At 50.5% G+C, this 17,626-nt stretch carries 17 protein-coding genes; 9 read left to right on the top strand and 8 right to left on the bottom strand.

The features are described 5' to 3' along the window. Window positions 1-46 precede the first annotated feature (46 nt). Together lpxM and rfaD are read right to left on the bottom strand one after the other, a co-directional pair. Window positions 47-988 carry a lauroyl-Kdo(2)-lipid IV(A) myristoyltransferase gene (gene lpxM / locus D515_RS01135; protein WP_002535302.1) on the bottom strand — a complete coding sequence of 314 codons (942 nt, stop codon included), beginning with the start codon at window positions 986-988 and terminating at the stop codon, window positions 47-49. 73 nt (window positions 989-1,061) lie between these two features. Continuing rightward, window positions 1,062-2,006, bottom strand: a complete 945-nt coding sequence (gene rfaD / locus D515_RS01130; RefSeq protein ID WP_002535301.1) for an ADP-glyceromanno-heptose 6-epimerase — start codon at window positions 2,004-2,006, stop codon at window positions 1,062-1,064. Window positions 2,007-2,113: 107 nt separating this feature from the next. Here rfaD and D515_RS01125 point away from each other — a divergent pair, with 107 nt between their 5' ends. The 3 genes from D515_RS01125 to tdh all read left to right on the top strand — a co-directional run bounded on the left by D515_RS01125 (window position 2,114) and on the right by tdh (window position 5,197). After that, window positions 2,114-2,776: a TetR/AcrR family transcriptional regulator gene (locus D515_RS01125; protein WP_002535300.1), complete on the top strand. Its 663-nt coding sequence runs from the start codon at window positions 2,114-2,116 to the stop codon at window positions 2,774-2,776. Between the two features lie 177 nt (window positions 2,777-2,953). After that, window positions 2,954-4,150, top strand: coding sequence for a glycine C-acetyltransferase (locus D515_RS01120; RefSeq protein WP_002535299.1), 1,197 nt, complete (start codon window positions 2,954-2,956; stop codon window positions 4,148-4,150). 6 nt (window positions 4,151-4,156) lie between these two features. Further along, window positions 4,157-5,197 carry an L-threonine 3-dehydrogenase gene (tdh, locus tag D515_RS01115; protein ID WP_002535298.1) on the top strand — a complete coding sequence of 347 codons (1,041 nt, stop codon included), beginning with the start codon at window positions 4,157-4,159 and terminating at the stop codon, window positions 5,195-5,197. 45 nt (window positions 5,198-5,242) lie between these two features. Here the strand turns inward: tdh and D515_RS01110 are convergent, their stop codons facing one another. From D515_RS01110 to gpmM, 3 genes are all read right to left on the bottom strand, one after another. Continuing rightward, the gene (locus D515_RS01110; RefSeq protein ID WP_002535297.1) at window positions 5,243-5,959 is read right to left on the bottom strand and encodes a divergent polysaccharide deacetylase family protein; all 717 of its coding nucleotides are present in this window, start codon (window positions 5,957-5,959) and stop codon (window positions 5,243-5,245) included. Between the two features lie 18 nt (window positions 5,960-5,977). After that, window positions 5,978-7,141, bottom strand: a complete 1,164-nt coding sequence (locus tag D515_RS01105; RefSeq protein ID WP_051997466.1) for a peptidoglycan DD-metalloendopeptidase family protein — start codon at window positions 7,139-7,141, stop codon at window positions 5,978-5,980. A 189-nt stretch (window positions 7,142-7,330) separates the two neighbouring features. After that, window positions 7,331-8,869: a 2,3-bisphosphoglycerate-independent phosphoglycerate mutase gene (gene gpmM / locus D515_RS01100; protein WP_002535294.1), complete on the bottom strand. Its 1,539-nt coding sequence runs from the start codon at window positions 8,867-8,869 to the stop codon at window positions 7,331-7,333. Between the two features lie 447 nt (window positions 8,870-9,316). Between gpmM and D515_RS01095 the strand changes: the two genes are divergently transcribed. The 4 genes from D515_RS01095 (at window position 9,317) to cysE (ending at window position 12,445) form a co-directional block, all read left to right on the top strand. Then, window positions 9,317-9,757 carry a rhodanese-like domain-containing protein gene (locus tag D515_RS01095; RefSeq protein WP_002535291.1) on the top strand — a complete coding sequence of 147 codons (441 nt, stop codon included), beginning with the start codon at window positions 9,317-9,319 and terminating at the stop codon, window positions 9,755-9,757. A gap of 99 nt (window positions 9,758-9,856) precedes the next feature. Next, window positions 9,857-10,330: a protein-export chaperone SecB gene (gene secB / locus D515_RS01090; RefSeq protein WP_002535289.1), complete on the top strand. Its 474-nt coding sequence runs from the start codon at window positions 9,857-9,859 to the stop codon at window positions 10,328-10,330. Window positions 10,331-10,352: 22 nt separating this feature from the next. After that, window positions 10,353-11,369: an NAD(P)H-dependent glycerol-3-phosphate dehydrogenase gene (gene gpsA, locus D515_RS01085; protein WP_002535287.1), complete on the top strand. Its 1,017-nt coding sequence runs from the start codon at window positions 10,353-10,355 to the stop codon at window positions 11,367-11,369. A 230-nt stretch (window positions 11,370-11,599) separates the two neighbouring features. Beyond that, window positions 11,600-12,445, top strand: a complete 846-nt coding sequence (gene cysE / locus D515_RS01080) for a serine O-acetyltransferase (protein WP_039849462.1) — start codon at window positions 11,600-11,602, stop codon at window positions 12,443-12,445. 82 nt (window positions 12,446-12,527) lie between these two features. Here the strand turns inward: cysE and pfkA are convergent, their stop codons facing one another. The 3 genes from pfkA to D515_RS01065 all read right to left on the bottom strand — a co-directional run bounded on the left by pfkA (window position 12,528) and on the right by D515_RS01065 (window position 15,276). Continuing rightward, window positions 12,528-13,490: a 6-phosphofructokinase gene (pfkA, locus tag D515_RS01075; protein ID WP_002535284.1), complete on the bottom strand. Its 963-nt coding sequence runs from the start codon at window positions 13,488-13,490 to the stop codon at window positions 12,528-12,530. Window positions 13,491-13,749: 259 nt separating this feature from the next. Beyond that, window positions 13,750-14,646 carry a CDF family cation-efflux transporter FieF gene (fieF, locus tag D515_RS01070; protein ID WP_002535283.1) on the bottom strand — a complete coding sequence of 299 codons (897 nt, stop codon included), beginning with the start codon at window positions 14,644-14,646 and terminating at the stop codon, window positions 13,750-13,752. A gap of 147 nt (window positions 14,647-14,793) precedes the next feature. Continuing rightward, window positions 14,794-15,276 carry a CpxP family protein gene (locus tag D515_RS01065; protein ID WP_002535282.1) on the bottom strand — a complete coding sequence of 161 codons (483 nt, stop codon included), beginning with the start codon at window positions 15,274-15,276 and terminating at the stop codon, window positions 14,794-14,796. Window positions 15,277-15,455: 179 nt separating this feature from the next. Here D515_RS01065 and D515_RS01060 point away from each other — a divergent pair, with 179 nt between their 5' ends. Both D515_RS01060 and cpxA read left to right on the top strand, forming a co-directional pair. Further along, window positions 15,456-16,151: a response regulator gene (locus tag D515_RS01060; protein ID WP_002535281.1), complete on the top strand. Its 696-nt coding sequence runs from the start codon at window positions 15,456-15,458 to the stop codon at window positions 16,149-16,151. Further along, entirely contained in the window at window positions 16,151-17,521 is a 1,371-nt protein-coding gene (cpxA, locus tag D515_RS01055; protein ID WP_002535280.1) for an envelope stress sensor histidine kinase CpxA, read from the top strand. Before D515_RS01060 ends, cpxA begins: the two co-directional genes overlap by 1 nt. Window positions 17,522-17,626: the final 105 nt, after the last annotated feature.

Here is a 17,626-nt window from a genome sequence, read left to right as displayed (position 1 = left end):
GCAGTAGCATTGCTATACATGCTACTGCTCTTGTTTGTTGTTTATGTTAGTAATTCTGACTACCATCTGGCTTTGAGCGGAGTAAATTCATAATCCACATATACTGGCCAGGGTCGTTTTCCAAAAACTGTTCAATGCGTTCGTTCATCATGCGCGCATCCGTTTCTTCGCTGCCTGATGGGAATGGAGCCAGTGGCGGCTGCACAATCACCTCAAAGTTTCCGGTTTCACGGTTATAAACAGGCATTAGCGGAACGATTTTCGCGCGGCTCAATGTCGCAAGCTTACCTAAACCAGACAGTGTTGCTTTCTGCGCAGCGAAGAAAGGCACAAACACACTGTAATCCGGGCCATGATCTTCATCCGGCAGATAGTAGCCAAGGTAGCCCTCACGCACGGACTTAATAAAAGGCTTAATGCCATCTGCACGCTCGTGAGTTCTGCCACCATATTTCAGGCGCTGCACGTTCATTAGCCAGTCTGCCACTTTGTTCTTTTGCTTTTTCACCATGGCAGCGACAGGTAAGCCTCGCGAAGCTAATTGAACTGCGGGATAATCAATCGCCCAGCTATGAGGTACTAACAGAATGACTTTTTCGCCATTCTCGACAAGCTCTGTCAGAATTTCCTCATTGCGGAATAAGGTGCGCTTTTCCAAATAGCGTTTGCTGCGCATCATGATGGTGGCGAAACCCAGCAGAACACACCCCGCATTAATATAGCTTTGCTCTAAAATGGCGGAACGTTCCTCGTCGGTTTTTTCTGGAAAACATTGCTGAAGATTGATCACCGCACGTTTTTTGGCGCGGTTATTCATTTTTACCAGGCGTTTGGCGAGAAACTCAGCGAATTTGTCGCGAAGTCTGAACGGCACAAAAGCCATAATTGCGGCGAAGAGAATACCCAGCCAGGTACCCCAGTAACGCGGGTGCAAAAAGGCCCATTCAAACGTTGGTAGATAAGAGCTATTTTTAGGGTCTTGGCTCATAGAGTCGGAACTACAAAAATCGAACTTAGGAAGAAAAACGGGTGACGTTGTTATTCCACCCGTTTTCAGTCAATTACTTATTAAGAATTGCCATGTACTCGGCAACGCCTTCCGCGACGGTTTTGAATTCGTCAGGATAACCGGCTGCGCGAACTTTGGTGAGATCTGCCTGAGTGTAAGCTTGGTATCGGCCCTTCAGGTGGTCTGGGAATGGGATTTCTTCCACTTCGCCTTGACCATGGTGCTTGATGACGGCTTCAGCGACAGCACGGAAAGGTTCTGCGCGACCGGTACCACAGTTGAAGATGCCTGATTGACTGTTTTGCCAGAACCAGATGTTCATCTTGCACACGTCACCAACATATACGAAATCACGCTTGAAGGTGTCGCTGCCTTCGAACAGTTTCGGGTTTTGGCCGTCTTTAATTTGGTTGTTCAGGTGAAAAGCCACAGACGCCATGCTGCCTTTGTGGTTCTCGCGTGGACCGTATACGTTGAAGTAACGGAAACCGGTGATTTGAGACAGTGTCTCACCGTGTGCTTCAGCGTCTGCCCAAATGCGGCGAACGTAGTTGTCAAACAGCTGCTTGGAGTAACCGTAAACGTTCAGTGCGCCTTCATATTGTGGCTCTTCGATGAAGTCGTGGTCACGGCCGCCGTAAGTTGCAGCCGATGATGCATACAGGAATGGAATTTCGCGCTCGAGACAGTAATGCAGCAACTCTTTTGAATACTCATAATTGTTGAGCATCATGTACTTGCCGTCCCACTCAGTGGTCGCTGAGCACGCACCTTCGTGGAATACCGCTTCGATAGGACCGAAATCGTCACCCGCCATGATTTGCGCGATGAAGTCTTCTTTGTCCATGTAATCAGCGATATCCAGGTCAACCAGATTCACGAACTTGGTGCCGTCTTTCAGGTTATCAACTACCAGAATATCGTTGTAACCTTGCTCGTTCAGCGCTTTAACCAAATTGCTGCCGATCATGCCGGCGCCGCCAGTCACTATAATCATATATTTACCTAAATTCTGTTGACCTGAATTATGAGAAGACCCCACCAGTAATTCAGTGAGGCTATGGTAATATTTCCCTTTCTGGGCTTGAGGATAGCAGTTTAACCATGAAAACCCGTGATCGCATTATTCATTCAGCGCTGGCGCTCTTCAACGAGCAGGGTGAGCCAAACGTCACCACTAACCATATTGCTGCCGATCTGGGGATAAGCCCGGGAAACCTGTATTACCACTTCCGTAATAAGGAAGAGATTATACACAGTATTTTCGATCAATACGCGCTCGATCTTTCGACAGGTTTCCAGCCGGAAGTCCCAGCGGAATCTGACGAACAGCGGCTGCTTGCATACCTTGATGCCACCTTCCAACTGATGTGGAGATACCGTTTCTTCTACGCCAATCTGCCCGATATCCTAAGCCGCGATGCTGAGCTTCAGAATAAATATCTGGAGGCGCAGCAGGCATTGAAAGCCAATCTCTTTGCGATGCTGAGCCGCTTTCGTGAAACGGGATGGCTGGATATGGACGATGAAGCGCTGCAGTCACTGTGCAGCACGCTGAAACTCGTCGCGTCGAGTTGGATATTCTATCAAAGTGCGCAGTCACCGCAGGCGAAAGTGACGCCAGTGGTGATTTATCAGGGCGTGCTGCAAATCCTCAACATGGTGTCACCGATGACGACCGATAAAGGCAGAGCAGTAGTATTAGGTTTGATAGGGCACTATCGCGAACAGATGGAAAGCACCAAGGCGGCTTCCGACTCAGCGTGATCGAGCACAATAAGATGTACTAATTCAATAGACGCGACCTTCCTCAGAACTCTATCATCTACACTCTTTCTAATATGTCATACTGTAAGCTGGGTGTTATTTAGACACTTTAGCTTTCAGTGATGCAATAATCATATTGATATCAACCTGTTCCTGTTTCCATCGATGGAGTAAGCGATGACTGCCGCTTTTTACCAGCAAATTCGCCAGCAGCTTGAAGAAGTAAAAGCTGAAGGCCTGTACAAAGATGAACGTGTGATCACGTCGGCCCAAAAGGCGAACATCTCAGTAACGTCAGGTGACGAAGTATTGAACTTCTGTGCCAATAACTACTTGGGGCTGGCTAACCACCCTGCGCTGATTGAAGCGGCAAAAGCAGGAATGGATGAGCATGGCTTCGGCATGGCGTCGGTGCGCTTTATCTGCGGCACCCAAGATTCGCATAAGGTATTGGAAGAAAAGCTTTCTGCCTTTCTCGGTATGGAAGACACCATCCTTTACTCTTCTTGCTTCGATGCCAACGCTGGCCTGTTTGAAACTATTTTGGGTGCAGAAGATGCGATCATTTCCGATGCGTTGAACCACGCCTCTATCATCGACGGTGTGCGTTTGTGTAAAGCGATGCGCTTCCGCTATGCCAACAACAATATGGAAGAGCTGGAGCAGCAACTGATTGCGGCGAAAGAAAAAGGTGCTCGCAACACATTGATCGTGACAGACGGTGTGTTCTCGATGGACGGTGTTGTCGCAAACCTGCCTGCTATCTGCGATCTGGCAGAAAAATACGGCGCATTGGTGATGGTGGATGATTCTCATGCCGTGGGCTTTATGGGCGCAAACGGTCGTGGTACCCACGAATACCATGACGTGATTGATCGTATCGACATCATCACCGGCACCTTGGGTAAAGCCATGGGCGGCGCGTCAGGCGGTTACACGTCAGGTAAGAAAGAAGTGATTGATTGGCTGCGTCAGCGTTCACGTCCTTACCTGTTCTCGAACTCACTGGCACCAGCGATTGTTTCAGCGTCTATCCGTGTGATTGATCTGCTGGCAGAAAGCGGCGATCTGCGTGACAAACTGTGGGACAACGCCAACCACTTCCGTGCCCGTATGAGCGAAGCGGGCTTTACGCTGGCAGGCGCGGACCACGCCATCATTCCTGTGATGCTGGGTGATGCAAAAGTAGCGGGCGAATTTGCAGAACGCATGATGAAAGAAGGTATCTACGTAGTCGGTTTCTCCTTCCCTGTAGTACCGAAAGGTCAGGCACGTATTCGCACGCAAATGTCAGCGGCACACAGCCGTGAGCAACTGGACAAGGCAATCGACGCCTTTATCAAAGTCGGTAAAGACATGGGTCTGATTGGATAAGCAACGATGACGAACAAAATGAAAGCGCTGGCAAAATTGAAAGCAGAACCAGGGATCTGGATGACAGAGACCGATTTGCCAGAGCTGGGCCATAACGATCTGCTGATCAAAATCCGCAAAACCGCGATTTGTGGTACCGACGTGCATATATACAACTGGGATGAGTGGTCACAAAAAACTATTCCTGTGCCAATGGTTGTAGGGCATGAGTATGTGGGCGAAGTGGTTGGCATCGGCCAGGAAGTGCGTGGTTTCGCCATTGGCGACCGCGTATCGGGTGAAGGTCACATTACCTGTGGCCACTGTCGTAACTGCCGTGCTGGTCGCACGCATCTTTGCCGCAACACCATTGGTGTGGGCGTAAACCGTGAAGGTGCGTTTGCCGAGTATCTTGTGATCCCAGCATTCAACGCATTCAAAATCCCGGAAGACATTTCAGACGATTTAGCTTCTATCTTCGACCCATTCGGTAACGCGGTTCACACTGCGCTGTCTTTTGATCTTGTTGGTGAAGATGTCCTGATCACTGGTGCTGGCCCAATCGGCATCATGGCGGCAGCGGTTGCGAAGCACGTGGGCGCCCGTCATGTGGTGATCACCGACGTGAATGAATACCGCCTGGAACTGGCACGTAAGATGGGTGTAACCCGCGCGGTGAATGTGGCAGAAGAAAAACTCGAAGACGTGATGTCAGAACTGGGTATGCGCGAAGGCTTCGACGTGGGCCTTGAGATGTCCGGTAATCCGTCTGCGTTCAACGGCATGCTTCAAACCATGAACCACGGTGGTCGTATTGCGCTGCTGGGTATTCCGCCATCAGACATGGGTATCGACTGGAATCAGGTGATATTCAAAGGTCTGGTGATTAAAGGCATCTATGGCCGTGAAATGTTTGAAACCTGGTACAAGATGGCAAGTCTGATCCAATCGGGTCTGGATCTGAGTCCAATTATCACGCACCACTACAGCGTGGATGATTTCCAGAAAGGCTTTGACGTGATGTGCTCTGGGCAGTCGGGTAAAGTTATCCTCGATTGGACAAAGTAATCATCGTCTATCGCTTGAATTTTAAAACCCGCTCCGGCGGGTTTTTTATTGCCTGAGTGCCAGTGAGATTGGCACCAGTTCCACTTCTTTTTGAAGCTCAGGAAGCTGTGCTTGTAAGGTTTCCAATGTGACAGGGAAGGGGTGGGCAATCACCACAGCAACACCGCGGCGTTTGGCTTGTTGTACGGCAAGTTTGAGCTGGTTTTCGATGAAAGCTTCATTAGGGAAATGGTCAAGAAACACATGACGGCGATTGGTGGCGAGACCATGTTCGCGGGCTATCCGCTGGGCAACGGTTTTTGGCGTGGTGCGGCTATCGATAAAGCCAATCTTACGCTCTTCAAGAAGCTCCATGATCCAATGCATCGGCGTCTTATGTTGGGTCAGTAAACTGCCCATATGGTTATTCACTGCCACTACCTGCGGAACGCGATAAAGCGCCTCTTTCACTGAGCCCTGCATTTCCTTTTTACTCATGGCAAGCGTCAGTGAGTTAGGCTCTTGCGGCGTGCCATCAGGGCTTTGCATCGGAAGGTGAAGCAAGACTTCGCGCTGTTGGCTCAAGGCAGTCAGCGCAACCGCCGTGTCGAATTCGGTGAAGGGGATGATGGAGACACTGATTTGCGGCGGCAAAGCGGCAATCTCTCTTGGCATCATTTCGTAGCCAAGGTCATCGATAATAAAGGCGATTTTAGGTTTGGCTGCGATGGGCGCAGCCAGAAAGAGAAGGAGTAGGGTGGTAACAGCAACAATCCTTTGCATCTGAAACCTGCAGTGCCTTTACCGTGTCAGCCAGGGGCTGGGGTTGGTGGCGTTACCCTTGCGCCGGATTTCGAAATAGAGCGCCGAGGCATCCTGACCGCCACTGTTTCCGACAAGGGCAATCGGGTCACCCGCTTTGACCGTATCGCCGACATTGCGCAGCAAAGCCTGATTGTAGCCGTAGAAGCTCATGTCTCCTTTTCCGTGGTCGACCACCACCATCAAGCCATAACCGCGTAGCCAGTTTGAAAGCACCACAGTGCCATCGTGAGCGGCTTTGACTTCACTGCCTTCTTTAGCCGCGATAACCATGCCATTCCAGCGCAGTTGTCCGGTTTGTTCAGTGCCATATCGGTGCAGGATTTTCCCTTTTACTGGCCACTGCATCTTGCCTTTGTACTTACCGAGGCCATCCATTTTGACTTTGGATTGCTCGGCGGCAATGCGGGCTTGTTCTGCGGCGCGTTCAAGCTCTACTTTCAGACGCTTTTCGTTATTACGAAGCTCAGCAAGGTAACCCTTGTCACTGTTGATTTCACGGCGGATAGCGCCTGCTGTTTTCTTCTGAGCCTGCTGCTCTTTTTCCAGCTTAGCTTTATCAGCGGCAAGAGAGGCAATTAGTGTCTTTTGCTTATCGGTTTGCTGCTGCAGGGTGCGGCGTTTTAGCTGCAGCTCAGTATCGGTAGCAGCGAGTTCGTTGATAGCATCCGTTCGCGCCTTGGAAAGTTTTTCTGCATACACCGTCATACGATCCATGTCCGTGGAGTCTTCACCACTTAATAGCGCATTCAGTTGGCTGTGTTGGCCTTGTCGGTACTGGCTGTTTAAGAGCTCTTTTAAAAGCTCCATCTGGCCAAGCTTAAGCTGTTCAAGACGCTGGCTTTCACGGTTTAGTGTGGCGATATCTTTTTCGATAACGCTTAAATCAGCATTGGCATCGCGCATCTGTGTTGCGATAGCGGCGATGGATTGCTCTTGGGATTTGAGATTGGATTGCAGCGCGTTGAGTATTTTCGATTTGGAATTGAGCTGCTGTTCCTGACGGGAGATTTCACTTTTCATGCCAGAAAGCTGCTCGTCACTGGCGAGAGAAGCTGGGCTGGTAAGCAGGCACAACAAAACGCCAGCGCTTATGGCACTGGCGCGCAACAATTTTAAGTGGCGCAACGTTCTTCCCTTCATGGCAGGCAGTATATCAAGCCGATCTGGAGTTGGCATTACTCTGCCTGTCTCAGCATCGCAAGTTCGAGAATAAAATCGGTGAAGTTTACTTCCTCTATTTTAAGAGAAAATCAGGAAGTGAGTTGTCAGAATTGCATAAAAAAACGCGCTCCGAAGAGCGCGCTTTTCATCACTGAAGAGTGTGGCTAATTACTTAGCAACGAACAGTGGTTTACCGGTCATGTCAGCTGGCGCTTCAACACCGGTCAGTGCCAGCATCGTTGGAGCCAGATCAGACAGTTTACCGCCGTCAACCAGGTCGATGTCTTTGCTGCCTGCATAAATCAGTGGTACTGGCAGGTTAGTGTGCGCAGTGTGAATACCACCGGTTGCTGGGTCAACCATCATTTCCGCGTTACCGTGGTCAGCAGTGATCAGCAGTTGACCATCAACTTCTTTGATTGCTTCAACAACACGGCCAATGCAGAGGTCGATAGCTTCAACGGCTTTCACTGCTGCATCGTAAACGCCAGTGTGGCCAACCATGTCACAGTTCGGGTAGTTACAGATGATTTGGTCGAACTTGCCGCTCTTGATCGCGTCAACCAGCTTGTCAGTCAGCTCTTCAGAGCTCATTTCTGGTTGCAGGTCGTAAGTTGCGACTTTCGGGGAGGCAACCAGAGCACGCTCTTCGCCTTCGAATACGGATTCAACACCACCGTTGAAGAAGAAAGTGACGTGCGCGTATTTTTCGGTTTCAGAAATACGCAACTGAGTTTTACCTTGCTTAGACAGCCACTCACCCAGGGTGTTAACCAGGTTTTCTGAAGGATAAGCACATGCGGTGTCGATGTCTGCCGCGTATTCCGTCAGCATCACGAAATCTGCAAGCGCTGCAACTTTGTTACGAGCGAAGCCATCAAAGCCAGGCATGAATGCGCGGGTGATTTGACGCGCGCGGTCAGCGCGGAAGTTCATGAAGATCACTGCGTCGCCGTCGTTGAAAGACGCAACAGGCTGGCCTTCAGTGCGGATTTCAGACGCTTGAACGAATTCATCGTTTTCGTCACGTGCGTAAGCAGCTTCCAGCGCTTCTACTGCAGAGCCGTAAGTGAACGCGCCTTTTGCTTCAACCATCAGGTCATAAGCTTTTTCTACGCGATCCCAGTTGTTGTCACGGTCCATGGCGTAGTAACGACCTACGATAGATGCCGTACGGCCTTTACCCAGTTTTGCAAACAGGGCGTCGAAACGCTCCAGTGATGCTTTCGCGCTGCGAGGTGGGGTGTCACGACCGTCCAGGAAGCAGTGCAGGTACACTTCCTCAGCACCACGTTGAACTGCCATTTCAACAGCTGCTGCAATGTGGTCTTCGTGGCTGTGAACGCCGCCTGGGGACATCAGACCCATGATGTGAACCGCTTTGCCTGCTTTCGCTGCTTTGTCGATAGCACCGGTCAGTACAGGGTTATCGAAAAACTCACCATCTTGGATAGCTTTGGTGATTTTAGTCAGGTCCTGGTAAACGATGCGGCCTGCACCAATGTTGGTGTGGCCCACTTCTGAGTTACCCATTTGACCGTCTGGCAAACCAACATCCATACCTGATGCAGAGATCAGGGTGCTGGTGCCCGCCATCAAGCCATCAAGAACAGGTGTATTCGCGTTCGCAACTGCGTTGTCGCTGTTGTCTTCGCGGTAACCCCATCCGTCCAGAATAACGAGTGCCAAAGGCTTCTTAGCAGACATACGGTGTCCTCTTTATGTCGATTTCAATATTCGTGAATTAGCGTAACTTTACTACATTTTATTGGTTAAGCAGTAGGCAAACTTTTTCGCTAAATTTTCAACAAAAACTGTAATGGAGGGTGCCGAGCCTTGCATTTACTGGTCTGCGCAAGAGTCTTACCTTTTCGAAAGGGTCTCGTTATTGAAGAGCACCAAAGAAAATTTTGTAGTAAGTAAACAGATCAGTCGCTTATCTTTCGCTTCAACTGGGTGAGCTGAGCAGAATACGCCCGGAAATAACATTCCCCGTGTAGGACAGATATTGAGGCGAATGTGACCGATTTCAAGCTTTTTGATCCTGTTGTCAGTGAGCGGGGGCATGGAAATCCAAGCCCATGCTGTATTTGCACAGTTTGAAGGTTATACTCGGGTTCGATTTTTTGTGCCGACACTTAGTAGAAGCGAGCCATGCAGCAGTTTATTGAATTTGTACAAGCTAACTTGATCTTGTCCCTGGTGTGGGTGGGTCTGGTTGTTGCGCTGATCCTGTCAGTCATCAAACAGAAAACCGCACTTTATAAAATCATTACGCCAAGCGATGCGACTATCTTGGTTAACCGCGAAAAGGGTGTGTTTGTTGATATCCGTAGCCGCGATGATTACCGCGCGGGTCATATTGCGGGCGCACTTCACGTTTTGGTGAAAGACATCAAAGCGAATAACGCCGCTGAGATTGAAAAACATAAGTCTGACCCAATCATCTTGGTGTGTAAGACTGGTCAAACGGCGATTGAAAGCGCCAACGTGCTGGCAAAAGCCGGTTACGAGAACGTGAATGTTCTGAAAGATGGCCTGATCTCGTGGAATGAGGCGAACCTGCCACTGATCCGCAGCAAGAAGAAAAAGTAACCAAAGACGGTTTCACTATTCTGAAGGCAGCTCAGTGAGCTGCCTGAATCGTTTTAAAATGCGTGAAAGCATTTGTCTAAATAACAAGGATTTATCACTATGGCTGAAGCAGCAACTAACCCACAAGCGCAACAGAACTTCGCGATTCAACGTATCTTCCTGAAAGATGTTTCTTTCGAAGCGCCTAACTCTCCAGAAGTGTTTCAGCAAGAGTGGAACCCAGATGTAAACCTGGATCTGGATACCCAAAGCCGTGAACTGGGCGAAGGTGTTTATGAAGTGGTTCTGCGTCTGACTGTGACCGTGAAAAACGGCGACGAGAACGCATTCCTTTGTGAAGTTCAGCAAGGTGGTATCTTCTCTGTAGACGGTATGGAAGCGCCACAACTGGCACACTGCCTGGGTGCATTCTGCCCGAACATCCTGTTCCCATACGCGCGTGAAACGATTTCTAGCCTGGTAGTGAAAGGTACCTTCCCACAACTGAACCTGGCACCAGTTAACTTTGATGCGCTATTCATGAACTACCTGCAAAGCCAACAAGCGCAAGAAAAAGACGGCGCTGACGCGTAATCAGTAATTTTAAGGTCGACACATGACAGATATCGCCAACGCCAATGTGGCAATGACCGTTCTGGGCGCAGGCTCTTACGGTACGTCTCTCGCAATCTCACTGGCCCGGAATGGCGCCAATGTGGTGCTGTGGGGTCACGAGCCAGAGCATATGGCACAGCTCGAAATTGATCGCTCAAATGAAGCGTTTCTGCCGGGTGTCGCATTTCCCGACTCACTGATCCTGAGTGCTGATCTTGAAGCATCTATTCAAGCCAGCAGGGATATTCTGGTGGTGGTGCCAAGCCATGTGTTTGGTCTGGTGCTGGCACAGGTGAAACCTTTCCTTCGTGATGACCAGCGTATCTGCTGGGCGACCAAAGGCCTTGAGCCAGAAACCGGCCGCCTGTTGCAGGACGTCGCGCGCGAGCAACTGGGTGAGGACGTGCCAATGGCAGTATTGTCTGGCCCAACGTTTGCCAAAGAGTTGGCGGCAGGTTTGCCTACAGCTATCTCGGTTGCTTCACCAAACGCTGAGTTTCTGGCTGAGCTGCAGGAAAAAGTGCACTGTGCGCGCTCTTTCCGCGTTTATGCCAATAGCGACTTTATCGGTATGCAGCTTGGTGGCGCGGTGAAAAACGTGATTGCGATTGGCGCGGGGATGTCTGACGGCATTGGCTTTGGTGCCAATGCCCGTACCGCACTTATCACCCGTGGCCTTGCTGAGTTGACACGTCTTGGCGTGGCGCTGGGTGCAGAGCGTGAGACCTTTATGGGTATGGCGGGTTTGGGTGATTTGGTACTGACCTGTACCGACAACCAATCCCGCAACCGCCGTTTTGGTCTGGCACTGGGTCAAGGTAAAGGCGTTGATGAAGCGCAGGATGAAATTGGTCAGGTGGTCGAAGGCTACCGTAATACCAAAGAAGTTCGCGCACTGGCAAAACGCACTGGCGTTGAAATGCCTATCGTCGAGCAGATTTTCCAGGTGTTGTATGAGGGCAAAGATGCCCGTCAGGCGGCGCAGGATCTGTTGGCGCGCCAACGTACCTCTGAATAGTTTCTCCGTTCAGTCGGGTCTAACAAAACGCGGGACTAAGGTCTCGCGTTTTTTGTTTTTGCGACAAACAGCAAGGAGAAGGTCAACCAAGCTGACAGACCAATCGGTAGTGTTGGGTTGTTTGGCGTTCTATGTCACACTTAGGTCAATGCTTCGCCGAAATGCCGCGGAAAGAGCATGGAATGATCGAAGCATAAAGCAATGTACTGACAGCAGGTATGGGTAAAAAGATGCAAAGGATGTGCGGTGAAGGCCGCGATAAAAAATGCCAGCAGGAAAAAGTCTGGAAGGCCATCAAGCGTGAGGCGAAGGAGCAATCAGAGCGTGAGCCTATGCTCGCGAGTTTCTTTCATGCCACTATCATCAAACATGACTCCTTGGGTGGTGCGCTGAGCTATATTCTGGCTAACAAGCTTGCTACGCCGAGCATGCCTGCTATGGCGGTGCGTGAAGTGATTGAAGAAGCGTATGCCGGTGACAGCAGTATTGCCGAGTCGGCGGCTTGTGATATCTGCGCCACGGTGGAGCGCGATCCTGCCGTTGAGCTTTACTCCACGCCATTGCTTTATCTAAAAGGTTTTCATGCCCTGCAAGGGTTCCGTGTGGCTAACTGGCTCTGGCATCAAGGCCGCCGTGAATTGGCAGTCTATTTGCAGAATCAGATTTCCGTGGCCTGCCAGGTCGATGTTCACCCGGCGGCGCGCATTGGCCGCGGCATCATGTTTGACCATGCAACCGGCATTGTCGTGGGTGAAACCGCGGTGATTGAAGATGATGTTTCCATTCTTCAGGATGTGACTTTAGGTGGTACCGGTAAAGAGTCCGGCGACCGTCACCCAAAAATCCGCTCCGGCGTAATGATTGGTGCCGGGGCAAAAGTCCTTGGCAATATCGAAGTGGGTGAAGGGGCGAAAGTCGCGGCATGTTCAGTGGTGCTTATCCATGTGCCACCGCACACCACAGCGGCGGGTGTGCCTGCCAAGATTGTCGGTGCGCCAAGCAGTGACAAACCTTCGTTCGATATGGACCAGAAGTTTAAGTGCGGGCAGAGCTTTAGCGAAGGTGATGGTATCTGAGTGTCACCTGCCTGAAACGAGACGAACAGCGGATACAAAAAACGGAGCCATTAGGCTCCGTTTTTTTTCGACCAATGCTGAATTAGAACAGCTTGGTTGCCACGTCGTACAGATCCTTGCGGAATGGACGGCGCATGTTGTCGATAGCATCGATGATGTCGTGGTGAACCAGCTGTTCGTTCTGAACGCCCACACAACGACCACCTTCACCTTGCATCAGCAGTTCAACCGCGTAAGCACCCATACGTGATGCCAGAATACGGTCAAACGCACGTGGCTGACCACCGCGCTGAATGTGACCCAGGATAGTTGCACGGGTCTCACGGCCAGTTTCCGCTTCAATGTACTTCGCCAGTTCATTGGTGTCAGTCATTAGCTCAGTGATAGCGATAATGGCGTGCTTCTTACCCTTGTAGATACCTTCTTTGATCTTTGAAATCAGGTTCTCTTTGTCCAAACCGATTTCTGGGGTAATGAAGTATTCACAGCCACCTGCGATAGATGCCATCAGAGTCAGGTCACCACAGTGGCGGCCCATGACTTCAACGATAGAAATACGCTGGTGAGAAGAAGACGTATCACGCAGACGGTCAATCGCTTCAACAACGGTGTTCAGTGCAGTCAGGTAGCCAATGGTGTAGTCAGTACCTGGAATATCGTTGTCGATAGTGCCTGGCAGACCGATACATGGGAAGCCCATTTCAGTCAGCTTCTTCGCACCCATGTAAGAACCGTCACCGCCGATCACAACCAGAGCGTCGATGCCGTGCATCTTCATGTTCTGGATGGCTTGCTCACGCACTTTCTCTTCTTTGAACTCAGGGAAGCGCGCAGAACCCAGGAAGGTGCCGCCTTTGTTGATAATGTCTGACACGCTGGTGCGGTTCAGTTTCTCGATACGATTTTGATGCAGACCCTGATAGCCGTCGTAAATACCGTAAACTTCCAGACCTTCGCTCAATGCGGCGCGAACAACGCCACGAATCGCTGCATTCATACCCGGGGCGTCACCGCCACTGGTCAAAACACCAATTTTACTAACCATGGTTACCCTCTGACTTTGGGAATTGAAATTTCAAATCCATTGACTCTATGTTGGCGCTATCATCCCACCCCTGCTTTCCGTTGAAAGTCTTAGCGGGTAACGCGGGTTTGCCTCAACATCCGAGACGTGCCAGTTTAGCCTGCTGGCACTTCGTTTGAAACTGTAACTTTCCTACTTATGAAAGACTATTACAATTTTGCTAACGTTTTTCGTTGATAAATATCAGTAACCGTTGCAAATATTCGTGCGCCAATGTGTATTAAATTTGTTCGCGCGGTGATTTTCCTACGATTGAGACCGGATCTTGGTGAATAAGGATATCTGCGCCGGGGTAGGCGACCTCCAGGCGGTCTTCTACCGCATCTGCGATCCGGTGCGCATCGACCAGCTTGAGGTTGTCGTCCAGTTCAAGGTGAAGCTGAATAAAGCGGGTTGCACCTGCCTGACGAGTACGAAGATCATGCACGCCTTCTACACCCGGTACCGTCGATGCCAAGGTATAAATCTTCTCCTGATCTTCTACTGGAAGCTGGCGGTCAAGCAGCGACTGCACTGCCTCATTCGCCATCCTAAAGGCACTGACCAGAATAAAGACGCCGATACCAATGGCGAAAATCGCGTCCGCCATAGGGAAGCCGTACCATGCCAGTCCGAGTGCCACGATAATGGCAATGTTCATCAGAAGGTCAGATTGGTAATGCAGGGAATCTGCTGCAATCGCCTGACTACCTGTTTTGCGAACCACCCATTTCTGGAATAGGACTAAGCCACCGGTGATCAGCGTCGCGATACCACTGATGAGCACACCCGCCTCGGGGTGGTTCAACTCAGTCGGTTTGAACAGTCGCTCGACGCCATTGAGCAGCAGGAAACAGGCAGAACCGACAATAAATGCTGCCTGTGCGAGGGCGGCGAGAGACTCCGCTTTACCGTGTCCGAACTTGTGCTCTTCATCGGCAGGTTGAAGTGCATATCTGACAACGACGAGATTGGTGACCGACGCGAGAAGGTCAATCAGGGAGTCGACAAGAGATGCCAGCAGGCTGACCGAGCCTGTGTACCACCAGGTAAAAAGCTTCATTAAAAGCAAGAAGGTAGCAGTAATGGTCGCTGCCCACGCAGCGGTCTGAACGAGTCGGGCGTATCTTTCAGTCATGAGCACTATCAGCGTGATTTAAGTGTTCGCAGTATAACGTTTTTTTACGACAAATTAATGCACCGCATCAGACTGGCGTTCAGAGGCAGAAAGACAAATGCCGGCAAGGGCCGGCATTTTGGGGAACTTATTGAGGGGAAAGGGCGGTTAGCCGCGATCTTCCATGCGTTTTTGCATGCGCTCGGCCATCTTATCCATGTTTTCTTTAACCTGAACTTTTTGCTCAGGTGTCAGAATGCTCATCATTTCGTGTTGGCTTTTTACCATGGCTATACGGCGCTCGACCTGCTGGTCAACCATCTTTTCTGCCAGTGCGCGAACAGCTGCTTCATCGAAGTTATCTGCCAGCATCAGCTCTTGCATCTGTTGGCGTTCTGCCATCATCTGGGTACGGAATTCGCCTTTGTTGGCTTTCATAGCTTCGCGTTTTTGCTCGCGAAGGGTTTTCAGTTCTGCCTTTTGCTCGTCGGTCAGGTCAACGCCACGCAACAGGTGTTTACCCATCATGCCTTTACCGCCGTGCATACCTTCACCACCGTGATGTTTGCCGCCAAATGCCATGGCAGACATTGAGCCCATCATCAGAGGCAGGGCGATAACAGTTGCAGCAATACGTTTTGAAAATTTCATGGTGTTCTCTCCGGTTTTTGTTGTGTCGCTTGATGGGAGTAACTTTACCCACTGGGATGTAAACCGGTGTTCTGCCTACGTAAAGCAATGTAAAGGCGGGTAAAGCTAAGACTTACACATGGAATCAGCTCGATGAATGGCAGATACTAGCCATAACAACACAGTATTAGGCGCACCCCATGGCAAACATTCTTCTTATTGATGACGACACAGAACTGACCAGCCTACTTCATGACTTATTGGAGCTGGAAGGCTACCAGGTGGATACCGCCAATAATGGTCAGGAAGGCCTGGATAAGATCAGTGAAAGCACCGATTTGGTGCTGCTGGATGTGATGATGCCGGTACTGAATGGCATGGAAACCTTGCGCCGTCTTCGCGATAGCTGGGAAACCCCGGTATTGATGCTGACCGCTAAGGGTGAAGAGATTGACCGCGTGATGGGGTTGGAACTCGGTGCGGACGATTACCTGCCAAAACCTTTCTCTGATCGTGAGTTGCTCGCCCGTATGCGCGCTATTTTGCGCCGCACCGCGAAGGCTGGCGAAGACAAGCGATCAGACGATAACCAAGACAAGCTCGAATATCAGGATATCGTGATCTATCCCGGCAAAATGGAAGTGTATTGCCAGTCTCAGCTGATTGAGATGACCGGCACGGAAACCGCTTTGCTAGCGTATCTGGTGAAACAGCCGGGAAGCGTGGTAGCAAAGGCAGATATCAGCCTGAATGTGCTCGGAAAACGTCTTGCCCCGTTTGATCGCGCCATCGACATGCATATCTCCAACATCCGGAAAAAACTGCCTGAACGTGAAGATGGCAAGCCGCGAATTAAAACCCTGCGCGGCCGTGGCTATTTGCTGGTGGAGGCATAATGAAACTGCCGACCATCAAGAGTCTTTATGGCCGTATTTTTGCCATCTTCTGGCTGACTTTGCTATTGGTGTTGATTGCTGTATTAGCGGCGCAACACAGTGACCCTCGTCAGCAACATACTGTGCCCACTGGGATGCAAACTGAGTTTAAAGAGCTGGCTCAGAGAATTTCGGAAGAAGTGTCAGAGATGAGAGGGTCGCTCAAACAAAAACTGCTGCGTTTACAAAGACAACAACCTGAACGTAAACCGATGAAAATCTATTTCACGACGCTTGATGGTGAACTGCTGGATAGAGGTCATCATGGTGGCAGCAGAATGCTGAAAAACTTCACCACGCTTGCTGATGACCCAGAAGACCCGATGCAGCGCCTTTATGGAAAATGGATGCTGGCTGGACCGTTTTTGATTGATGATGGCAGCGCTCAGGCATTGATGTACGTCGGCAAGCTGTGGCGCGATAAACCGCCGTTTTACGTACAAATTCTTGATAGACCTTTTCAACTGCTGTTGGTCACCATGGTGGTCAGCACGCCGCTATTGCTTTGGCTCGCGTGGGTAGTCACCCGCCCTGCACGCCGCCTTCAGGCGGCAGCTGAACGCGTCGGCGAAGGGCGCTTTGAAACTGACCCTTCTTTGGAAAAAGGGCCGCGAGAGTTTGCACAAGCGGGGGCCAGCTTCAACCAGATGGTGACGGCATTAAATCAGATGATCAGTGGGCAGCAACGTTTGCTGTCCGATATCTCCCATGAGCTTCGCTCTCCACTGACCCGGCTTCGTATGGCGAATGCACTGGCGATTCGCAAACAGGGTGAAAGCACAGATTTGGCGCGCATTGATACCGAAGCTGAGCGCATGGAACAGATGATTGCTGATTTGCTTTCTCTTTCCCGTATGCAGCTTAACAGCCATGCCGAACGTGACGTGCTGACACTGGCAGAACTTTGGGAAACCTTATTGGAAGATGCAGAGTTCGAAGCGGGGGAGTGCGGAAAAACGCTGGTGTACAACACGATTCCCGACGCCAGCGTTGAAGGAAATGGCAACCTGCTTTGCAGTGCGTTGGAAAACGTTGTGCGCAATGCCATTAAGTATGCGGACACTAAAGTCGAAGTGTCTTTCACACAGCGTGATAGAGAGTTAACGGTCAGCGTCAGTGACGATGGGGGAGGCGTACCTAAAGAAATGCTGGATGATATTTTCCGGCCTTTTTACCGCGTGTCGACAGCACGTGACAGGCAAAGCGGTGGCACAGGATTGGGGCTCGCGATTACTGATAGTGCCATGCGCCAACATAATGGCAGCGCCAAAGCGAGCCTGAACAGCCTAGGCGGTTTGACCGTTCACCTGACACTGAAAACGTTGAGCTGATAATAGCGTCAGCAAAATTTACGATAAACCTCTCATTTTAGAAACGCTTTGCTAACCTTATTGATAAGTTTGATGGAGAGAGGCTGCCTCTCTCCCTACCTATGC

The organism is Grimontia indica (assembly GCF_000333895.2).
Taxonomy (GTDB): domain Bacteria; phylum Pseudomonadota; class Gammaproteobacteria; order Enterobacterales; family Vibrionaceae; genus Enterovibrio; species Enterovibrio indicus.
Note: the sequence above shows the minus strand (reverse complement) of the source record. Positions and strands in the feature narration are given on the sequence as shown.

What these genes read in the sequence shown, in the direction of transcription:
- lpxM (WP_002535302.1), bottom strand. Translation starts at nt 988, where the DNA reads ATGAGCCAAGACCCTAAAAATAGCTCTTATCTACCAACGTTTGAATGG.
- rfaD (WP_002535301.1), bottom strand. Translation starts at nt 2,006, where the DNA reads ATGATTATAGTGACTGGCGGCGCCGGCATGATCGGCAGCAATTTGGTT.
- D515_RS01125 (WP_002535300.1), top strand. Translation starts at nt 2,114, where the DNA reads ATGAAAACCCGTGATCGCATTATTCATTCAGCGCTGGCGCTCTTCAAC.
- D515_RS01120 (WP_002535299.1), top strand. Translation starts at nt 2,954, where the DNA reads ATGACTGCCGCTTTTTACCAGCAAATTCGCCAGCAGCTTGAAGAAGTA.
- tdh (WP_002535298.1), top strand. Translation starts at nt 4,157, where the DNA reads ATGACGAACAAAATGAAAGCGCTGGCAAAATTGAAAGCAGAACCAGGG.
- D515_RS01110 (WP_002535297.1), bottom strand. Translation starts at nt 5,959, where the DNA reads ATGCAAAGGATTGTTGCTGTTACCACCCTACTCCTTCTCTTTCTGGCT.
- D515_RS01105 (WP_051997466.1), bottom strand. Translation starts at nt 7,141, where the DNA reads ATGAAGGGAAGAACGTTGCGCCACTTAAAATTGTTGCGCGCCAGTGCC.
- gpmM (WP_002535294.1), bottom strand. Translation starts at nt 8,869, where the DNA reads ATGTCTGCTAAGAAGCCTTTGGCACTCGTTATTCTGGACGGATGGGGT.
- D515_RS01095 (WP_002535291.1), top strand. Translation starts at nt 9,317, where the DNA reads ATGCAGCAGTTTATTGAATTTGTACAAGCTAACTTGATCTTGTCCCTG.
- secB (WP_002535289.1), top strand. Translation starts at nt 9,857, where the DNA reads ATGGCTGAAGCAGCAACTAACCCACAAGCGCAACAGAACTTCGCGATT.
- gpsA (WP_002535287.1), top strand. Translation starts at nt 10,353, where the DNA reads ATGACAGATATCGCCAACGCCAATGTGGCAATGACCGTTCTGGGCGCA.
- cysE (WP_039849462.1), top strand. Translation starts at nt 11,600, where the DNA reads ATGCAAAGGATGTGCGGTGAAGGCCGCGATAAAAAATGCCAGCAGGAA.
- pfkA (WP_002535284.1), bottom strand. Translation starts at nt 13,490, where the DNA reads ATGGTTAGTAAAATTGGTGTTTTGACCAGTGGCGGTGACGCCCCGGGT.
- fieF (WP_002535283.1), bottom strand. Translation starts at nt 14,646, where the DNA reads ATGACTGAAAGATACGCCCGACTCGTTCAGACCGCTGCGTGGGCAGCG.
- D515_RS01065 (WP_002535282.1), bottom strand. Translation starts at nt 15,276, where the DNA reads ATGAAATTTTCAAAACGTATTGCTGCAACTGTTATCGCCCTGCCTCTG.
- D515_RS01060 (WP_002535281.1), top strand. Translation starts at nt 15,456, where the DNA reads ATGGCAAACATTCTTCTTATTGATGACGACACAGAACTGACCAGCCTA.
- cpxA (WP_002535280.1), top strand. Translation starts at nt 16,151, where the DNA reads ATGAAACTGCCGACCATCAAGAGTCTTTATGGCCGTATTTTTGCCATC.